The following is a 17,674-nucleotide window of genomic DNA, read 5'->3' on the forward strand; positions in this document are numbered from 1 at the left end:
CCTGGATCTGTGGGCTTGCAAGAAGCACATCATGTTATGAATGTAGGGAGGAGGTGGCGATATGCCAACAATTAACCAACTAGTACGTAAAKGTCGTCAAGCGAAGGTGGATAAGTCCAAATCACCAGCTTTACAAAAAGGTTTTAACGCTTTGAAAAGAGAAGCAACGGATTTGAGCGCTCCTCAAAAACGTGGTGTCTGCACGCGTGTAGGTACTATGACTCCTAAGAAGCCTAACTCCGCACTTCGTAAATACGCACGTGTTCGTTTAACGAACCGCGTAGAGGTGACAGCTTATATCCCAGGTATCGGTCACAACCTGCAAGAACACAGTGTTGTATTGATCCGTGGTGGTAGAATTAAAGATCTTCCAKGGGTACGTTATCACATCGTGCGTGGAGCTCTAGATACTTCCGGTGTTAACAACCGTAAGCAATCCCGTTCCAAATACGGTACGAAACGTCCGAAAGTTAAAAAATAAGAGATAATAATCAGGAATGATTCTTATAAGAAAGGGGGATAACTATGCCTCGTAAAGGTCCAGTTACTCGCAGAGACGTATTGCCAGATCCTATTTATAATAGCAAACTAGTTACTCGTCTTATCAACCGTATTATGGTTGATGGAAAAAGAGGGGTAGCACAAACGATTCTATACAACGCTTTTAACCTCGTGAAAGATCGTACAGGTAAAGAGCCGATGGAAGTGTTTGAAGCTGCTATCAAAAACATTATGCCAGTACTAGAAGTTAAAGCTCGCCGTGTTGGTGGAGCAAACTATCAAGTGCCTATCGAAGTTAGACCTGACCGTCGTTCGACATTAGGTTTGCGTTGGTTGGTTAACTATTCCCGTCTTCGCGGTGAGAAGACGATGGAAGAAAGATTGGCTTATGAAATTATCGATGCTAGCAATAGCACTGGTTCTTCCGTTAAGAAACGTGAAGATACACACAAAATGGCTGAAGCTAACAAAGCTTTCGCTCACTACCGTTGGTAGAATTCTAAAACAATTACTAGAAAGGAGGCATAACGACCTATGGCTAGAGAGTACTCCTTGAATAATACACGTAATATCGGGATCATGGCTCATATCGATGCTGGTAAAACAACTACTACTGAGCGTATCTTGTTCTATACAGGCCGTGTTCATAAAATCGGTGAAGTCCACGAAGGTGGAGCGACGATGGACTGGATGGAACAAGAGCAAGAGCGCGGAATCACAATTACTTCCGCCGCTACGACTGCTCACTGGGAAGGACACCGTATCAACGTCATCGATACCCCGGGACACGTTGACTTTACCGTTGAGGTAGAGCGTTCCCTCCGTGTGTTAGATGGAGCAGTTGGTGTATTTAGTGCGAAAGAGGGCGTTGAGCCTCAATCGGAAACAGTTTGGAGACAAGCTGATAAATACAATGTTCCTCGTATTGCTTACGTAAACAAAATGGATATCATCGGTGCAGACTTCTTGCAAGTTGTTGAATCCATGCGTTTGAAACTGGGTGCAAATGCGGTTGCTATTCAACTTCCAATCGGTGCTGAGAATGAATTCAAAGGCATCATCGATTTAGTTGAAGAAGTTGCGTATATGTACAAAGACGATCTTGGTAAGGATATCGAGAAAATCGAAATCCCTGCTGAGTACAAAGATAAAGTCGCAGAATTAAGATTGGAACTGATCGAGAAAGTTGCTGAGCTTGATGAAGAGCTAACAATGAAATATCTCGAAGGTGAAGAGCTTACTGTTGATGAAATCAAAGGAGCTTTGCGTAAAGGTGTCTGCGAAGTGAAAATCTTCCCAGTTATCTGCGGATCTTCTTATAGAAACAAAGGTGTTCAATTGATGTTGGATGCAGTTATTAACTACTTGCCATCCCCACTTGATGTGCCTGATATTAAAGGTGTTCTTGACGATGGTACTGAAGTGGTTCGTAAGTCTGCTGATGATCAACCTTTCTCAGCGCTTGCATTCAAAATCATGACAGATCCTTTCGTTGGTCGTCTTACCTTCTTCCGCGTTTACTCTGGTACCTTGAACTCCGGATCCTATGTTGTTAACGCAACTAAAGGCAAACGTGAGCGTGTGGGTCGTATTCTGCAAATGCATGCGAACGCACGTCAAGAAATCAGTATTGTATACTCTGGTGATATTGCCGCTGCTGTTGGATTGAAAGATACAACGACAGGTGATACACTTTGTGATGAGAAGAACCCAGTTATTCTTGAGAGAATGGTCTTCCCTGAACCGGTTATCCAGCTTGCTGTTGAGCCGAAAACGAAAGCCGACCAAGATAAAATGGGTATCGCATTGCAAAAACTTGCTGAAGAAGATCCTACTTTCCGTGCTTCCACAGACGAAGAAACTGGACAAACGATCATCGCAGGTATGGGTGAGCTTCACCTTGAGATCCTAGTTGACCGTATGCTTCGTGAGTTCAAAGTAGAAACCAATGTTGGTAAACCACAAGTTGCTTACCGTGAAACATTCCGTGCGGCAGCTAAGGTTGAAGGTAAATTCGTTCGTCAATCCGGTGGTCGTGGTCAATACGGACATTGTTGGGTTGAGTTCGAACCGCAAGAAGCTGGCGTAGGTTTTGTCTTCGAAAACAAAGTTGTGGGTGGAGCTATTCCTAGAGAGTACATTGCACCTATTCAAGCTGGTATCGAAGAGTCCATGAAGAACGGTGTAATCGCAGGATTCCCGCTTGTGGATATCAAAGCTACAGTTGTTGATGGATCTTACCATGATGTTGACTCCAATGAAATGGCGTTCAAAATCGCAGGTTCCATGGCACTTAAAGCAGCGAAAGATAAATGTAAACCGGTTCTTCTTGAGCCAATCATGAAGGTAGAAGTTACTGTACCTGAAGAGTACATGGGCGATGTTATGGGTGACCTTAACTCCCGTCGTGGACGTATCGAAGGTATGGATAGCCGTCATGGAGCACAAGTCATTCGTGCTAAGGTGCCTTTGTCCGAAATGTTTGGATATTCCACAACACTTCGTTCAAGAACACAAGGCCGTGGCGTTTACTCTATGGAACTTTCGCATTATGAAGAAGTACCTAAGTCCATTGCAGAAGAAATTATTGCAAAAGGCAAAGGCGCTTAATATAAAAATATTAGTTACTCTAAGGAGGAATCGTTTAAAATGGCAAAGGCTAAATTTGAACGTAACAAACCGCATGTTAACATCGGAACTATTGGTCACGTCGATCATGGTAAAACAACTTTGACAGCTGCTATCACAACAGTATTGTCCAAAAGATACGGTGGAGCTGCAGTAGCATTCGACCAAATCGATAAAGCACCAGAAGAGCGCGAGCGCGGTATCACAATCTCCACAGCTCACGTTGAGTACGAAACTCCTAACCGTCACTACGCACACGTAGACTGCCCAGGACATGCTGACTATGTTAAAAACATGATCACTGGTGCTGCTCAAATGGACGGCGCTATCCTAGTTGTTTCCGCAGCTGATGGCCCTATGCCACAAACGCGTGAGCACATTCTTCTTTCCCGTCAAGTAGGCGTACCATACATCGTGGTATTCCTTAACAAATGTGACATGGTTGAAGACGAAGAGTTGCTTGAATTGGTTGAGATGGAAGTTCGCGACCTTCTTAACGAATATGAGTTCCCAGGCGATGATACTCCAATCATCCGTGGAGCAGCTCGTGAAGCTCTTCAAAACCCAGATGGTCCTTGGGCTGACAAAATCATCGAGTTGTTCGAGCAAGTTGATACTTACATCCCAACTCCTGAGCGTCAAACAGACAAACCTTTCCTTATGCCAGTTGAGGATGTATTCTCAATCACTGGTCGTGGAACAGTTGCAACTGGTCGTGTTGAGCGTGGTACTGTTAAAGTACAAGAAGAAGTTGAAATCGTTGGTATCGCTGAAGAAACTCGTAAATGCATCGTAACTGGTGTAGAGATGTTCCGTAAATTGCTTGATTCCGCTCAAGCTGGTGACAACATTGGAGCATTGCTTCGTGGTGTTGATCGTAAAGATATCGAGCGTGGACAAGTTCTTGCGAAACCGGGTTCAGTTAAACCACACACGAACTTCACAGCACAAATCTACGTTCTAACTAAAGAAGAGGGTGGCCGTCATAAGCCTTTCTTCACTGGTTACCGTCCTCAGTTCTACTTCCGTACAACTGACGTAACGGGTATCATCTCCCTTCCAGAAGGTACTGAGATGGTTATGCCAGGTGATAACATCACAGTTACTGTAGAACTAATCAACCCAATCGCAATCGAAGAAGGAACACGCTTCGCGATTCGTGAAGGCGGACGTACAGTTGGTGCGGGCGCGGTTGCTACAATTCAAAAATAATCTCTCTTTGAGAGATCGAAACATCCATCGATTAATCGATGGATGTTTTTTTATATTATCTGCCGCKGGAATCATCATATTTACTTTTAGAGCGGTATTGGAAACAGAATGCAGTAGTTAATATGTTTTACTTCTATTATAATAAAGAAACTGTTTGAGTAACGCGCAACGGACGTTGAATTTAGAAGCTAAATACACGTTGAAATAAATATGTGTGTTTGCCTAAAATTTCACTTGCTTTTCGTTTTATAATTTTATATAATATTAAACGTTGGTCTGTGACGTTGCGATGATGCGAAAGGTTGCCGACACACCAGGCCCCTTTGCCATGGGGATGGTTGTTGGAGAATTTTCGCGGAGTATGTCCGATAATAAATTGGGCGATAGAAGGAGGGACTTTTAAATGGCAAAGCAAAAAATTCGTATCCGTTTGAAGGCTTATGATCACAGAATTATTGATCAATCAGCTGAGAAAATCGTGGAAACTGCCAAGCGTTCCGGTGCAGGTGTATCCGGTCCGATTCCGCTTCCGACAGAGAAGCAAATCATCACGATTCTTCGTGCGGTGCACAAGTACAAGGATTCGCGTGAGCAATTCGAGATGCGTACGCATAAGCGTCTAATCGATATTGTGAATCCAACACCACAAACAGTTGATGCTTTGATGCGTCTGGACTTACCGTCCGGCGTTGACATCGAGATAAAACTGTAAAACAACTATAGAGTTAATACTGGAAGGAAAAGAGGTGTCAACGATGAAAGGTATCTTAGGAAAAAAACTTGGGATGACACAATTGTTTACTCCGGAGGGTAATGTTGTTCCGGTAACTGTCATTCAAGCGGGACCATGTGTGGTACTGCAAAAGAAAGATGTGGATAACGATGGTTATGAGTCGATCCAAATCGGTTTTGATGATGTAAAAGCTAGCCGTATCATTAAACCAGAGCTTGGCCATGCGAAAAAAGCAGGGGCAACGCCTAAGCGCTACGTTAAAGAAATTCGTGGCATTCAGTTGGGTGACTATGAAGTTGGTCAAGAGCTGAAAGCAGATCTGTTCGCAGAGGGCGAATTCGTTGATGTAACGGGTACTTCCAAAGGTAAAGGTTTCCAAGGTAATATCAAAAGACATAACCAATCCACTGGGCCAATGGCACACGGATCACGTTATCACCGCGGACCAGGTTCGATGGGTTCCATTCAAGCAAACCGCGTTCCTAAAGGTAAGAAACTGCCAGGACATATGGGTAACGAAACGGTAACATTGCAAAATCTTCAAATCATTAAAGTAGATGCTGAGCGTAATGTATTGCTAGTTAAAGGTTCCATTCCGGGCCCTAAAAACAGCTACGTTAGCGTGAAGTCTGCTGTTAAAAAGTAAGAAAGGAGGAAGACAGATGCCAAAAGTAGCTTTATATAATGTAACAGGTGCTCAGGTAGGAGAAATTGAACTGTCTGACGTTGTTTTCGGAATTGAGCCTCACGTTCATGCGATTCACGAAGCTGTTCTTTTGCAACAAGCAGCTGTTCGTCAAGGAACTCACAAAACAAAAGGTCGTTCAGAAGTTCGCGGCGGTGGTCGTAAACCTTGGAAACAAAAAGGTACAGGTCGTGCGCGTCAAGGTAGTATTCGTGCTCCACAGTGGAAAGGCGGCGGTACCGTATTCGGACCAACTCCTCGTAGCTATGGTTTCAAATTGCCAAGAAAAGTTCGTCGCTTAGCGATCAAATCCGCTTTGTCCTCGAAACTTATCGATAACAACTTGATCGTTCTGGATCAACTTCAATTGAATGCTCCGAAAACGAAAGAATTCGTTGCTATTTTGAACAACCTGAAAGTAGATACAAAAGTACTAGTTGTAGGCGTTCCTAACGACTCCAATGTAGCTTTATCTGCTCGTAATATCCCAGGTGTGAAATTTGTTGCTGCTGATGGAGTTAACGTTCTTGATGTCATGCTTTATGACAAATTGATCTTAACACAAGAGGCTGTACAGAAAGTTGAGGAGGTGCTTGCACAATGAAAAATCCACGCGACATTATCAAGCGCCCGATCATCACTGAGCGTACAAGCGACCTAATGGCTAACAAAAAGTATGTTTTCGAAGTGGATCTTCGCGCTAACAAAACAGAAATTAAACAAGCTATCGAAGCAATCTTCAAAGTGAAAGTTACAAATGTAAACACACTCAGAATGCCAGCTAAGCCTAAACGTTATGGCAAACACTCTGGTTACACTTCCATCTGGAAGAAAGCTATCGTGTCCCTAAGCGCTGAGAGCAAAGAATTGGAATTCTTCGAAACGGTATAACCCATTTCTTGAAGTAAGGAGGAAACAGAGTGCCAATTAAAAAATACAAACCAACCTCACCAGCTCGTCGTGCGATGTCGGTTTCTACATTTGAAGAAATCACAACATCAACACCCGAGAAATCATTGCTTGCTCCTTTGTTCAAGCATGCTGGTCGTAACAACCAAGGTAAAATTACGGTTCGTCACCACGGTGGTGGACATAAGCGTAAATACCGTATTATCGATTTCAAACGTACTAAAGATGGAATACCAGGACGCGTTGCTACAGTTGAGTACGATCCAAACCGTTCCGCGAACATCGCATTGATTCATTATGCTGATGGCGAGAAAAAATACATCATCGCTCCTAAAGGTCTTAAAGTGGATGATCGTATCGTTTCTGGACCACAAGCAGATATCAAAGTAGGTAACGCTCTTCCATTGGAAAACATTCCAGTTGGTACAGTTATCCATAACATTGAGTTGAAACCTGGTAAAGGTGCACAACTAGTGCGCGCAGCTGGTACTGAAGCTCAATTGCTTGGTAAAGAAGAATCATACGTTACAATTCGCCTTTCATCCGGTGAAGTTCGTAAAGTATTAAAAGTTTGCCGCGCAACAATCGGTTCTGTTGGTAACGAAGATCACGAACTCGTGAAAATCGGTAAAGCAGGACGTAATCGTTGGAAAGGCAATCGTCCTCAAGTTCGTGGGGTTGTTATGAACCCGAATGATCACCCACACGGTGGTGGTGAAGGGCGCGCACCAATCGGACGTAAATCACCTATGTCTCCATGGGGTAAACCGACGCTTGGATTCAAAACTCGTAAAAAAGGTAAAGCATCCGATAAATACATTGTACGTCGTCGTACGAAGTAATCACGATAAAATGAATCGAATAAATGTTTCAATTTATCACGGATATAGACATTCTCTTGAGGTTCAAGGAAGGGAGGAACACCCATGGGTCGCAGCTTAAAGAAGGGTCCATTTATCGATGGTCACTTACTGAAAAAAGTAGAAGACTTAAACACTTCTGGCAAGAAATTAGTTGTCAAAACGTGGTCCCGTCGTTCTACAATTTACCCGCAATTCGTTGGTCACACTTTCGGAGTATATGACGGAAGAAAACACGTGCCAGTATATGTAACGGAAGATATGGTTGGGCATAAGCTTGGTGAATTTGCTCCAACACGTACGTATAAAGGTCACGATGACGATAAGAAAACCGGAAAACGTTAATTCATTTTTAACCGAGAGGAGGTACTACCATGCAAGCTAAAGCAATATTGAACCACGCTCGGATTGCTCCTCGTAAAGCAAAGCTAGTTGTTGACTTGATTCGGGGAAAAGCGGTAGGTGAAGCGATCGCAATTTTGCGTCATACACCAAAAGCAGCTTCTCCAATTCTGGAGAAACTATTGAATTCCGCAATTGCCAATGCAGAGCATAACTATTCATTAGATCCAAATAAACTTGTTGTTTCCGAGACTTTCGTAAATCAAGGGCCAACAATGAAAAGATTCCAACAACGTGCAATGGGCCGCGCTAGCGCGATCAAAAAACGTACCAGCCACATCACAATCGTGGTATCTGAAAAATAAGGAGGGGTAACGTGTGGGTCAGAAAGTACACCCGATAGGTTTTAGAATTGGTGTCATTCGTGATTGGGAGTCCAAATGGTTCGCAGAAAAAGATTTCGGAACTCTGCTGCTTGAAGACGTCAAAATCCGCGAATACTTAAAGAATAAACTTAAAGATTCTGCAGTTTCCCATATCGATATCGAGCGCGCGGCTAACCGTGTTAACGTAACGATTCATACTGCTAAACCAGGAATGGTTATTGGTAAAGGCGGAGCTGAAGTTGAAGTTATTCGTAACTACATCGCAGCTATGTCGAACAAAAAAGTTCATATCAACATTTCTGAAATCAAACACCCTGATCTTGATGCTATCCTAGTAGCTGAAGCAGTTGCACTTCAATTAGAGCGTCGCGTATCTTTCCGTCGTGCTATGAAGCAAGCAATGCAAAGAACTATGAGATCCGGAGCAAAAGGTATCAAAGTTGCAACTAGCGGACGTCTTGGCGGTGCTGAGATTGCTCGTACGGAAGGATATAGCGAAGGAACTGTTCCACTTCATACACTTCGTGCGGATATCGACTATGGTACGGCTGAAGCAGCCACTACTTATGGACGTATTGGTGTAAAAGTATGGATTTATCGTGGAGAAGTGCTTCCGACAGCTAAGAAAAAGGCTCAGCCGGAAGGAGGAAATTAAATCATGTTAGTACCTAAACGTGTAAAACACCGTAAAGAACACCGCGGTAACATGAAAGGTCGCGCTAAAGGCGGTACGGAAGTTGCTTTTGGCGAATATGGTCTGCAAGCGGTAGAACCGGCTTGGGTTTCCAACCGTCAAATCGAAGCAGCACGTATTGCCATGACACGTTACATCAAACGTGGCGGTAAAGTATGGATTAAAATTTTCCCAGCTAAACCAGTTACACAAAAGCCGCTTGAAGTTCGTATGGGTAGTGGTAAAGGTAGCGTGGAAAAATGGGTTGCTGTAGTAAAACCGGGCAAAATTTTGTTTGAACTAGCTGGTGTAAGTGAAGAGGTTGCTCGCGAAGCAATGCGTCTTGCAGCTCACAAGCTTCCAATCAAAACGAAGTTCGTGAAAAGAGAAGAAGTAGGCGGTGAAGCAAATGAAGGGTAGTGAATTCCGGAACTTAACCACTGCTGAAATCGAGCAAAAAGTTAATGGTTTTAAAGAAGAACTCTTTAACCTCCGTTTTCAACTAGCTACTGGTCAATTGGACAACCCGACTCAGATTCGTGATTTGCGTAAAGAGATCGCTCGTGCCAAGACTATTTTGCGTGAAAGAGAACTGGGTATTGGGTAACCAAATCTAGAAGGGAGTGTTCCTTAGATGACTGAACGTAACGATCGTAAAGTTCTGATCGGTAAGGTTGTCAGTGATAAAATGGATAAAACCATTGTTGTTGCTGTTGAAACTTACAAAAAACATGAACTCTACCACAAAAGAATTAAATCTACAAAAAAATTCAAAGCACATGATGAAAACAACCAAGCTAAGATTGGTGACACTGTGAAAATCAGTGAAACTAGACCGTTGTCCAAAGATAAAAGCTGGAGACTGGTTGAAATTCTTGAAGTGGCAGTTGTTATCTAATATTCTAGATATGAACCCCGAAAGGAGGGAATACGATGATTCAACCATTTACTCGTTTGGCTGTCGCTGACAACTCAGGTGCGAAACAATTAATGTGTATCCGCGTTTTGGGTGGTACTGGTCGTCGCGTTGGTCACATTGGTGATTTGATCGTATGTTCAGTAAAAGAAGCAACACCAGGTGGCGTTGTCAAAAAAGGTGACGTTGTTAAAGCAGTTATCGTTCGTACGAAGAGCGGTGCTCGCCGTAAAGACGGTTCATATATCTCATTTGATGAGAATGCAGCTGTTATCGTGAAAGAAGATAAGAGCCCACGTGGTACTCGTATCTTCGGACCAGTTGCTCGCGAACTTCGCGATAGAGACTTCATGAAGATCGTATCCTTGGCTCCAGAAGTTATCTAAGACGTGTTACGATGTTGTTTTCCATTGTGGAGAACCCCAGGAGGTGTAGAAGCTAATGCCAAGACTTAAAAAGAGACTAGAATCTCATAACAATAAATTGCACGTGAAAAAAGACGATACTGTTTTCGTTATCACTGGCAAAGACAAAGGTAAGAAAGGCCGCGTTATCGCTGCTTATCCTCGTCAAAATCGTGTTCTTGTTGAAGGTGTAAACATGGTTAAGAAACATGCGAAACCATCCCAACTTAACCCACAAGGCGGTATCTTGAATCAAGAAGCTGCGATCCACGTTTCTAACGTGATGCTAATTGATCCTAAGAGCGGCAAACCTACTCGCGTAGGATACAAAGTATTAGATAACGGAACGAAAGTTCGTATCGCGAAAAAATCCGGCGAAGTTATCGACTAATACACACATGTATGGAAAGGAGGAAACTAAGTCATGGCAGTAAGATTGAAAGATCGTTACTTGAACGAGATTACACCAGCATTAATTCAAAAGTTCAACTACACTACAGTTATGCAAGTACCGAAAATTGAGAAAGTTGTTATCAACATGGGTGTTGGTGAAGCTGTTTCAAACTCCAAAGTGCTTGACACTGCAGTAGAAGATCTTCAAAAGATCTCCGGTCAAAAACCAGTTGTAACTAAATCCAAAAAAGCAATCGCGGGTTTCAAACTTCGTGAAAACATGCCGATCGGTGCGAAAGTAACTCTTCGTGGCGAGCGTATGTACCACTTCTTGGATAAATTATTTAACGTATCACTTCCACGTGTACGTGACTTCCGTGGTATTTCCAACAAAGCATTTGATGGTCGCGGTAACTACACACTTGGTTTGAAAGAACAACTCATTTTCCCTGAAATTGAGTATGATAAAATCGATAAAGTTCGTGGTATGGATATTGTTATCGTAACGACGGCTAAGTCCGACGAGGAAGCTCGCGAGCTTTTAACACAACTCGGAGCGCCTTTCGTAAAATAGGTTACCAGTCGTACCTATCAGGAGGTGTTATATTAAGTGGCAAAAACTTCGATGAAAGTCAAACAGCAACGTACCCCGAAGTTTAAAGTGCAAGCATACACACGTTGTGAGCGCTGCGGACGTCCGCATTCAGTGCTTCGCAAGTTCAAAATTTGTCGGATTTGTTTCCGCGAATTAGCACACTTGGGTCAGATTCCAGGCGTGAAAAAAGCAAGCTGGTAATCACCCTATTTTCGGGAAGGAGGTTTACACAAAATGGTCATGTCAGATCCAATTGCAGATATGCTAACACGCATTCGTAATGCGAACATCGTACGTCATGAGACAGTTGAAATCCCAGCTTCAAAAGTGAAGAGGGAAATCGCTGAAATCCTTAAAAAAGAAGGATTTATCCGTGATGCTGAGTACGTTCAAGATAGCAAACAAGGTATCATTCGTTTGTTCCTGAAATATGGTTCAAACAATGAGCGTGTTATCTCTGGTTTGAAAAGAATTTCGAAACCAGGTCTACGCGTTTATACAAAATCACAAGAAGTCCCTCGTGTTCTGGGCGGATTAGGGATTGCCATCATCTCCACGTCTCAAGGAGTTATGACGGATAAAGATGCTCGTCAATCCAAAGCTGGCGGAGAGGTTATCTGCTACGTTTGGTAATACAATTGTAATTGAATGGAGGTGCAAACATGTCTCGTATTGGTCGTAAGCCAATCACCATTCCAAGTGGTGTAAATGTAACACTAGACAATACTCAAATCACGGTTAGTGGACCTAAAGGTTCCTTGTCCCGTGTACTTCATACGGATATGAAAGTTAATGTTCTAGAAAACGAGATTTCCGTTGAGCGTCCTTCCGATAACAAACTCCACCGTTCCCTGCATGGTACAACACGTAGTGTTGTTGCCAACATGGTAAGTGGTGTTACGGAAGGTTTCACGAAATCTTTGGATCTAGTAGGCGTTGGTTACCGTGCAAACAAAAGCGGTGACAAATTGGTTCTTAACGTTGGGTACTCCCATCCAGTTGAAATCAACCCTGAAAACGGCATTGAGTTCGATGTTCCAACGAACACGAAAATCATCGTTAAAGGTATTGATAAAGAGCTAGTTGGCGCTATGGCAGCAAAAGTTCGTTCCGTACGTGAACCAGAACCGTATAAAGGTAAAGGTATCAAGTATGAAGGCGAACGCATTCTTCGTAAAGAAGGTAAAGCTGGTAAGAAGAAATAAGATCGAAAGATCGCGGGTAATAGCTAAGAGTTTTCTGATGAAAACTTGCTACGTAAGCATAAGCCTCGCATCATAAGATGATGAAAGGAGTGTAAGTATAGATGATTACTAAAAGCGATAAAAATAAAGCTCGTCTGAAAAGACACCTTCGTGTTCGTAAGAAAATTGAAGGAACAACTCTTCGCCCACGTTTGAACATCTTCCGTTCATCCAAACATATGTATGCTCAATTAATCGATGATACAACTGGTGTAACAATCGTTGCAGCTTCGACTCAAGATAAAGAGCTTAAAAGTGAAATTGGTAACGGTGGTAACGTTGAAGCTGCTCGTAAAGTTGGCGCATTAATCGCAGCACGTGCGAAAGAAAAAGGATTAGACAAAGTGGTTTTTGACCGCGGTGGATACCTTTATCATGGACGTGTTCAAGCATTGGCTGACGCAGCTCGTGAAGCTGGTCTTGAATTCTAGAAATACATTAATAAGGAGGTAAAAGACTTGCGTGTAGATCCTAATACTTTAGAGCTAACAGAAAAAGTCGTAAATATTAATCGCGTAGCTAAAGTAGTAAAAGGCGGACGTCGTTTCAGCTTCAGCGCACTTGTTGTCGTTGGCGATGGCAATGGCTGGGTTGGTGCAGGAATCGGTAAAGCTTCCGAAGTTCCAGATGCAATCCGTAAAGGTATTGAAGATGCGAAAAAGAACTTGATTCATGTTCCTATCGTAGGCACTTCGATTCCTCACCTTGTTACTGGTAAATTTGGCGCGGGACGCGTTCTATTGAAACCAGCATCCCAAGGTACAGGAGTTATCGCAGGCGGACCAGTTCGTGCAGTACTTGAACTTGCTGGTGTAGGCGATATCTTGACAAAATCCCTAGGTTCATCGAACTCCATGAACATGGTTAACGCAACGCTTGAAGGCTTAAGCCGCTTGAAAAAAGCGGAAGAAGTTGCAAAGCTTCGCGGTAAAACTGTTCAAGAGCTATTAGGTTAGGAGGGGTATACATGGCTAAACAATTACAAGTTACCCTAAAACGCAGCTTGATCGGCCGCCCTGAAACGCAACGCATTACTGTGAAAACACTTGGTCTTCGTAAGATTAACCAAACTGTTCTTCACCAAGATAATGCTGCAATCAGAGGAATGGTTAACCAAGTAAGCCATTTGGTAGAAGTTAAAGAAATCGAAGCATAGAATTACGAATTTAAGATCTAGAGGAGGTGTGCAACGATGAAGTTACATGAGCTAAGTTCTGCTACTGGCGCTCGTAAATCACCTAAGCGTGTTGGACGTGGAACAAGTAGTGGTATGGGTAAAACATCAACTCGCGGACATAAAGGTCAAAACGCACGTTCCGGTGGRGGCGTTCGTCCTGGATTTGAGGGTGGACAAAACCCATTGTACCGTCGTTTACCTAAGCGTGGATTTACGAACCGTTTCCGTACGGAGTACGCGATCGTTAATCTTGAAGACTTGAACAATTTCGCAGCTGGTACTGAAGTTACTCCAGAAGTATTAATGGAGACTGGTATTGTTAAAGCTCCTAAAGACGGCATTAAGATTTTAGGAAACGGTGAAATCACAGTAAAATTAACCGTTAAAGCGAATAAGTTCTCTCAATCAGCGATTGAGAAAATCCAAGCTGCCGGCGGTATTACCGAGGTGATTTAATGTTCAATACCATAGCCAACATCTTCAAAGTAGAAGATTTACGCAGAAGGATTCTCTTCACGCTTATCTTGCTAATCGTCTACCGTTTGGGTGCCTTTATTCCGGTTCCAAACATTAATACAGATGTTCTGAAACTTCAAGATCAAGCGAATCAGAGCGATGTCTTTGGTTTGCTTAACACGTTCTCCGGCGGTGCGCTCTTCCAATTCTCCATCTTCGCGATGGGAATTATGCCTTATATCACGGCTTCGATCATTGTTCAACTTTTGTCCATGGATGTTATCCCGCGCTTTGCGCAGTGGGCAAAAGAGGGTGATGTCGGAAGAAAGAAAATGACGCAGGTGACTCGTTACGGTACGATTGTTCTAGGGTTGATTCAAGCTTTCGGACTATCAATTGGCTTTAACCGCCTATACAGTGGTTTAGTTATTGATGCTGGGTTTACAACCTTTGCTTTGATCGCTATCGTGTTGACAGCTGGTACAGCTTTCTTGATGTGGCTAGGTGAGCAAATCACGGAATACGGGATTGGTAACGGTATCTCCATTATCATCTTTGCTGGTATCGTTTCTGCGATTCCAACAAGCATTCAACAAATCTACAAATCACTCTTTGCAACCGAAGGAGCCCTGTTCCTGAACATTGTGAAACTGATCATTATTGCTTTAGTTGTTATCCTGATTATTGCTGGCGTTATATTCGTACAACAAGGTGTTCGTAAGATACCTGTACAATATGCTAAGCGAGTAGTTGGTCGTAAAATGTATGGTGGGCAAACAACACACATTCCACTTAAAGTGAATGCTGCTGGTGTTATCCCTGTAATCTTCGCATTATCACTTTTGATGTTTCCTCCAACCATTGCAAGTTACTGGAGAGGGAATGTAGTCGCAGAATGGATTATCAACAACTTGAGTATTAACCAAACTGCACCATTAGCGATTGTACTGTATGTACTGCTGATTATCGGTTTCACCTACTTCTACACCTTCGTACAAATTAATCCAGTTCAAATGGCTGATCAGATGAAGAAGAACGGCGGATACATACCAGGTATCAGACCAGGTAAAACGACTTCGACTTATCTGACACGCGTAATGACTAGAATTACTCTTTCTGGAGCTTTGTTCCTTTCAGCTATCTCTATTCTTCCAATGTTATTTGGAGGACTTGCTGGATTGCCTAGTTCGGTTAAAATAGGTGGTACATCTTTGCTTATCGTAGTAGGCGTTGGTCTTGAGACAATGAAGCAAATCGAGAGCCAATTGATTAAGCGTCATTACAAAGGGTTCATCAATAAATAGCTAATAGGTACTGATGGGGCAAGTTCTGCGACATCGGCACCTATTGTGCTGTTCGTAATGCCGAGTGCGATGGGGAGGTTTTAATTGTGAACGTAATATTTATGGGGCCTCCTGGTGCAGGCAAAGGTACGCAAGCAGAGAAAATCGTTTCTGAGTTTCAAATTCCTCATATTTCAACTGGCGATGCATTTCGCGCAGCAATGAGCCAAGGTACTCCAATGGGTATCGAAGCTAAAGGATATGTAGATAAGGGGCTTCTTGTTCCTGATGAAATTACGAACGGTATTGTGAGAGAGCGTCTTGCCCAGCCGGATTGCGATAAAGGATTTTTGCTAGATGGGTTTCCTAGAACGGTAGCTCAAGCTGATGCATTGTCTGACATCGTTGATTCACTTGGTAAGAAGATTGAGGTCGTAATCAATCTAGCTGTTGATCGCAGTTATCTGTTAGCACGACTAACTGGCCGAAGAATTTGTAAATCCTGTGGTTCTACGTATCATGTCATCTTCAACCCACCTCAGCAAGAAGGCGTATGCGATAAATGTTCCGGTGAGTTGTACCAACGATCTGATGATACGGAAGAGAAAGTCGGAACACGTTTGGATGAATACATCAACAAAACGGCTCCGCTTCTGGATTACTACCAAAAGAGGGAATTATTGCGTGAGGTTAACGGGGAACAAGACATTCATGCGGTAACCGAACAAATTAGCTCACTGCTACGAGGTCTAGCGTAATGATCATTTGTAAGTCCGAGGTTGAACTAGACCTAATGCGAGAAGCTGGTCGTATCGTAGCCGAAACGCACCGCTTATTGGCAAGGGCGATTCGTCCGAACATTACAACGAAAGAACTTGATCAGATCGCAGAGGAATTCATTCGCAGTCAGGGAGCAATTCCATCTTTCAAAGGTTACAATGGTTTTCCTGGGAGCATTTGTGCTTCAGTCAACGAAGAATTAGTTCATGGTATTCCTGGTCCAAGAAAGCTAGTTGAGGGCGACATTATCAGTATTGATATTGGTGCTCAATATAAAGGTTATCATGGAGATTCTGCTTGGACATATCCTGTCGGTGAAATTTCTGAGACAGCTCAGCGTTTGTTGACTGTGACAGAAGAGTCACTCTATCGAGGCATTGCAGAAGCTAAACCGGATGCTAGACTCTACACGTTGTCGCATGCAATCCAAACTTGTATTGAAGACGCAGGCTTCTCCGTGGTTATAGAGTATGTCGGTCATGGTATTGGAACGGATCTTCACGAAGAGCCACAAATTCCGAACTATGGTATTCCTGACAAAGGTCCTCGACTCAAACCAGGCATGGTCCTAGCCATTGAACCCATGGTGGTTGTTGGCGAAAGATTTGTCCAAACACTCGAAGACGATTGGACTGTAGTCACTTCAGATCGAACCCTATGTGCTCATTTCGAACATACGGTTGCTATTACGGCAGCTGGTTATGAAATATTAACTTTGCCTAGATCGTAGGTGAACTGAGTGGATAGCAAGATTCCGCAAGTGGGTCAAATCGTAAAGGTGCTTCGCGGTAGAGATCCCGGAGAATATGCGGTCGTGATTCGGATTGAAGAGCATCGTTTTGTCTGGCTTGCCGACGGCGATCATCGTAAATTCGATCAACCGAAGAAGAAGAACCTGAATCATCTTCATTTACAAGAAACGATTAGCAGTGAAGTAGCGTCAAGCATTAGGGAGACAGGTCGTGTGACTAATKGGAAATTGCGCTTTGCAATCGCCAAATTCGTTGAACTTATGCAAGATGAAGCACAAGAGAAAGGAGAATGACTGTGGCCAAAGAAGATGTAATTGAAGTAGAAGGTACAGTGATTGAACCTCTTCCGAATGCAATGTTTAAAGTTGAATTGGAAAATGGTCATAAAATCCTAGCCCATGTTTCAGGAAAGATCAGAATGCATTTTATTCGCATTTTGCCTGGAGATAAGGTTACCGTAGAATTATCGCCTTATGATTTGACGAGAGGCCGTATAACCTACCGTTTCAAATAAATGTTCGGCTTAGAAGTAATACTCTCTCAAGGCGTATGCTTACGAAGCAAGTTTTCTCACGAAAACGCAACATGGTTGCTTACGATAAAAAGGAGGGCTTAAAATGAAAGTAAGACCGTCAGTAAAACCGATTTGTGAAAAATGTAAAGTCATTCGCCGTAAAGGCAATGTAATGGTAATTTGCGAAAATCCTAAGCACAAACAAAAACAAGGTTAAAAGGAGGTGCATTC

Annotated in this window: 31 protein-coding genes; all 31 read left to right on the plus strand. The window is 43.0% G+C overall.

The annotated features are described in order from the left end of the window. The first annotated feature begins 61 nt into the window (after window positions 1-61). The 31 genes from rpsL to rpmJ all read left to right on the plus strand — a co-directional run bounded on the left by rpsL (window position 62) and on the right by rpmJ (window position 17,660). Window positions 62-481, plus strand: coding sequence for a 30S ribosomal protein S12 (rpsL, locus tag AC1DLM_RS23550; RefSeq protein ID WP_477571353.1), 420 nt, complete (start codon window positions 62-64; stop codon window positions 479-481). Between the two features lie 44 nt (window positions 482-525). Next, window positions 526-996: a 30S ribosomal protein S7 gene (gene rpsG, locus AC1DLM_RS23555; protein ID WP_028557499.1), complete on the plus strand. Its 471-nt coding sequence runs from the start codon at window positions 526-528 to the stop codon at window positions 994-996. Window positions 997-1,035: 39 nt separating this feature from the next. Continuing rightward, entirely contained in the window at window positions 1,036-3,111 is a 2,076-nt protein-coding gene (gene fusA / locus AC1DLM_RS23560; RefSeq protein WP_441991597.1) for an elongation factor G, read from the plus strand. A gap of 39 nt (window positions 3,112-3,150) precedes the next feature. Then, window positions 3,151-4,341: an elongation factor Tu gene (gene tuf, locus AC1DLM_RS23565; protein ID WP_028557497.1), complete on the plus strand. Its 1,191-nt coding sequence runs from the start codon at window positions 3,151-3,153 to the stop codon at window positions 4,339-4,341. A gap of 403 nt (window positions 4,342-4,744) precedes the next feature. Beyond that, window positions 4,745-5,053: a 30S ribosomal protein S10 gene (rpsJ, locus tag AC1DLM_RS23570; protein ID WP_028557496.1), complete on the plus strand. Its 309-nt coding sequence runs from the start codon at window positions 4,745-4,747 to the stop codon at window positions 5,051-5,053. 43 nt (window positions 5,054-5,096) lie between these two features. Next, the gene (rplC, locus tag AC1DLM_RS23575; protein WP_056618299.1) at window positions 5,097-5,720 is read left to right on the plus strand and encodes a 50S ribosomal protein L3; all 624 of its coding nucleotides are present in this window, start codon (window positions 5,097-5,099) and stop codon (window positions 5,718-5,720) included. Between the two features lie 16 nt (window positions 5,721-5,736). After that, on the plus strand, window positions 5,737-6,363 hold the full coding sequence (gene rplD / locus AC1DLM_RS23580; protein WP_056618294.1) for a 50S ribosomal protein L4: 627 nt from the start codon (window positions 5,737-5,739) through the stop codon (window positions 6,361-6,363). Continuing rightward, window positions 6,360-6,650 (plus strand): 50S ribosomal protein L23, encoded by a 291-nt coding sequence (rplW, locus tag AC1DLM_RS23585; RefSeq protein WP_056618288.1) that lies wholly within the window; start codon window positions 6,360-6,362, stop codon window positions 6,648-6,650. Before rplD ends, rplW begins: the two co-directional genes overlap by 4 nt. A 29-nt stretch (window positions 6,651-6,679) precedes the next feature. Next, on the plus strand, window positions 6,680-7,510 hold the full coding sequence (gene rplB, locus AC1DLM_RS23590; protein WP_056618285.1) for a 50S ribosomal protein L2: 831 nt from the start codon (window positions 6,680-6,682) through the stop codon (window positions 7,508-7,510). Window positions 7,511-7,594: 84 nt separating this feature from the next. Beyond that, complete coding sequence (rpsS, locus tag AC1DLM_RS23595) at window positions 7,595-7,873, plus strand: 30S ribosomal protein S19 (protein WP_028557491.1); 279 nt, start codon at window positions 7,595-7,597, stop codon at window positions 7,871-7,873. Window positions 7,874-7,902: 29 nt separating this feature from the next. Continuing rightward, complete coding sequence (rplV, locus tag AC1DLM_RS23600; protein WP_028557490.1) at window positions 7,903-8,235, plus strand: 50S ribosomal protein L22; 333 nt, start codon at window positions 7,903-7,905, stop codon at window positions 8,233-8,235. 13 nt (window positions 8,236-8,248) lie between these two features. Then, window positions 8,249-8,911: a 30S ribosomal protein S3 gene (gene rpsC / locus AC1DLM_RS23605; RefSeq protein ID WP_028557489.1), complete on the plus strand. Its 663-nt coding sequence runs from the start codon at window positions 8,249-8,251 to the stop codon at window positions 8,909-8,911. 3 nt (window positions 8,912-8,914) lie between these two features. Then, window positions 8,915-9,349 carry a 50S ribosomal protein L16 gene (rplP, locus tag AC1DLM_RS23610; protein ID WP_028557488.1) on the plus strand — a complete coding sequence of 145 codons (435 nt, stop codon included), beginning with the start codon at window positions 8,915-8,917 and terminating at the stop codon, window positions 9,347-9,349. Continuing rightward, window positions 9,339-9,536 (plus strand): 50S ribosomal protein L29, encoded by a 198-nt coding sequence (gene rpmC / locus AC1DLM_RS23615; protein WP_028557487.1) that lies wholly within the window; start codon window positions 9,339-9,341, stop codon window positions 9,534-9,536. The genes rplP and rpmC overlap by 11 nt, the downstream gene beginning before the upstream one ends. 27 nt (window positions 9,537-9,563) lie before the next feature. Continuing rightward, window positions 9,564-9,827 (plus strand): 30S ribosomal protein S17, encoded by a 264-nt coding sequence (rpsQ, locus tag AC1DLM_RS23620; RefSeq protein WP_028557486.1) that lies wholly within the window; start codon window positions 9,564-9,566, stop codon window positions 9,825-9,827. Between the two features lie 35 nt (window positions 9,828-9,862). Continuing rightward, complete coding sequence (gene rplN, locus AC1DLM_RS23625; RefSeq protein ID WP_028557485.1) at window positions 9,863-10,231, plus strand: 50S ribosomal protein L14; 369 nt, start codon at window positions 9,863-9,865, stop codon at window positions 10,229-10,231. Between the two features lie 55 nt (window positions 10,232-10,286). After that, window positions 10,287-10,640 carry a 50S ribosomal protein L24 gene (gene rplX / locus AC1DLM_RS23630; RefSeq protein WP_081787661.1) on the plus strand — a complete coding sequence of 118 codons (354 nt, stop codon included), beginning with the start codon at window positions 10,287-10,289 and terminating at the stop codon, window positions 10,638-10,640. Between the two features lie 33 nt (window positions 10,641-10,673). Then, window positions 10,674-11,216 (plus strand): 50S ribosomal protein L5, encoded by a 543-nt coding sequence (gene rplE / locus AC1DLM_RS23635; protein ID WP_056618284.1) that lies wholly within the window; start codon window positions 10,674-10,676, stop codon window positions 11,214-11,216. Between the two features lie 36 nt (window positions 11,217-11,252). Next, window positions 11,253-11,438, plus strand: a complete 186-nt coding sequence (locus tag AC1DLM_RS23640; protein WP_028557482.1) for a type Z 30S ribosomal protein S14 — start codon at window positions 11,253-11,255, stop codon at window positions 11,436-11,438. Window positions 11,439-11,471: 33 nt separating this feature from the next. Continuing rightward, entirely contained in the window at window positions 11,472-11,870 is a 399-nt protein-coding gene (gene rpsH / locus AC1DLM_RS23645) for a 30S ribosomal protein S8 (RefSeq protein WP_028557481.1), read from the plus strand. A 29-nt stretch (window positions 11,871-11,899) separates the two neighbouring features. Continuing rightward, window positions 11,900-12,442 (plus strand): 50S ribosomal protein L6, encoded by a 543-nt coding sequence (gene rplF / locus AC1DLM_RS23650; protein ID WP_028557480.1) that lies wholly within the window; start codon window positions 11,900-11,902, stop codon window positions 12,440-12,442. Between the two features lie 101 nt (window positions 12,443-12,543). Then, window positions 12,544-12,912, plus strand: a complete 369-nt coding sequence (gene rplR, locus AC1DLM_RS23655) for a 50S ribosomal protein L18 (protein WP_056618280.1) — start codon at window positions 12,544-12,546, stop codon at window positions 12,910-12,912. A 27-nt stretch (window positions 12,913-12,939) separates the two neighbouring features. Continuing rightward, window positions 12,940-13,437, plus strand: coding sequence for a 30S ribosomal protein S5 (gene rpsE / locus AC1DLM_RS23660; RefSeq protein WP_056618277.1), 498 nt, complete (start codon window positions 12,940-12,942; stop codon window positions 13,435-13,437). An 11-nt stretch (window positions 13,438-13,448) separates the two neighbouring features. Beyond that, on the plus strand, window positions 13,449-13,637 hold the full coding sequence (gene rpmD / locus AC1DLM_RS23665; RefSeq protein ID WP_056618272.1) for a 50S ribosomal protein L30: 189 nt from the start codon (window positions 13,449-13,451) through the stop codon (window positions 13,635-13,637). Window positions 13,638-13,673: 36 nt separating this feature from the next. Beyond that, window positions 13,674-14,114: a 50S ribosomal protein L15 gene (gene rplO, locus AC1DLM_RS23670; protein WP_441991594.1), complete on the plus strand. Its 441-nt coding sequence runs from the start codon at window positions 13,674-13,676 to the stop codon at window positions 14,112-14,114. Then, window positions 14,114-15,418: a preprotein translocase subunit SecY gene (secY, locus tag AC1DLM_RS23675; RefSeq protein ID WP_171632727.1), complete on the plus strand. Its 1,305-nt coding sequence runs from the start codon at window positions 14,114-14,116 to the stop codon at window positions 15,416-15,418. The genes rplO and secY overlap by 1 nt, the downstream gene beginning before the upstream one ends. A gap of 86 nt (window positions 15,419-15,504) precedes the next feature. Continuing rightward, a complete protein-coding gene (locus AC1DLM_RS23680) occupies window positions 15,505-16,155 on the plus strand; it encodes an adenylate kinase (protein WP_068661885.1) in 651 nt (216 codons plus the stop codon). After that, window positions 16,155-16,907, plus strand: a complete 753-nt coding sequence (map, locus tag AC1DLM_RS23685; protein ID WP_436239088.1) for a type I methionyl aminopeptidase — start codon at window positions 16,155-16,157, stop codon at window positions 16,905-16,907. Before AC1DLM_RS23680 ends, map begins: the two co-directional genes overlap by 1 nt. Before the next feature lie 9 nt (window positions 16,908-16,916). Next, complete coding sequence (locus tag AC1DLM_RS23690) at window positions 16,917-17,222, plus strand: KOW motif-containing protein (RefSeq protein WP_477571354.1); 306 nt, start codon at window positions 16,917-16,919, stop codon at window positions 17,220-17,222. A 2-nt stretch (window positions 17,223-17,224) separates the two neighbouring features. Further along, window positions 17,225-17,443, plus strand: coding sequence for a translation initiation factor IF-1 (gene infA / locus AC1DLM_RS23695; protein WP_009676800.1), 219 nt, complete (start codon window positions 17,225-17,227; stop codon window positions 17,441-17,443). A gap of 103 nt (window positions 17,444-17,546) precedes the next feature. Next, a complete protein-coding gene (rpmJ, locus tag AC1DLM_RS23700) occupies window positions 17,547-17,660 on the plus strand; it encodes a 50S ribosomal protein L36 (protein WP_003333770.1) in 114 nt (37 codons plus the stop codon). The last annotated feature ends 14 nt before the right edge of the window (window positions 17,661-17,674 follow it).

This window comes from Paenibacillus sp. 01T442 (assembly GCF_056398345.1).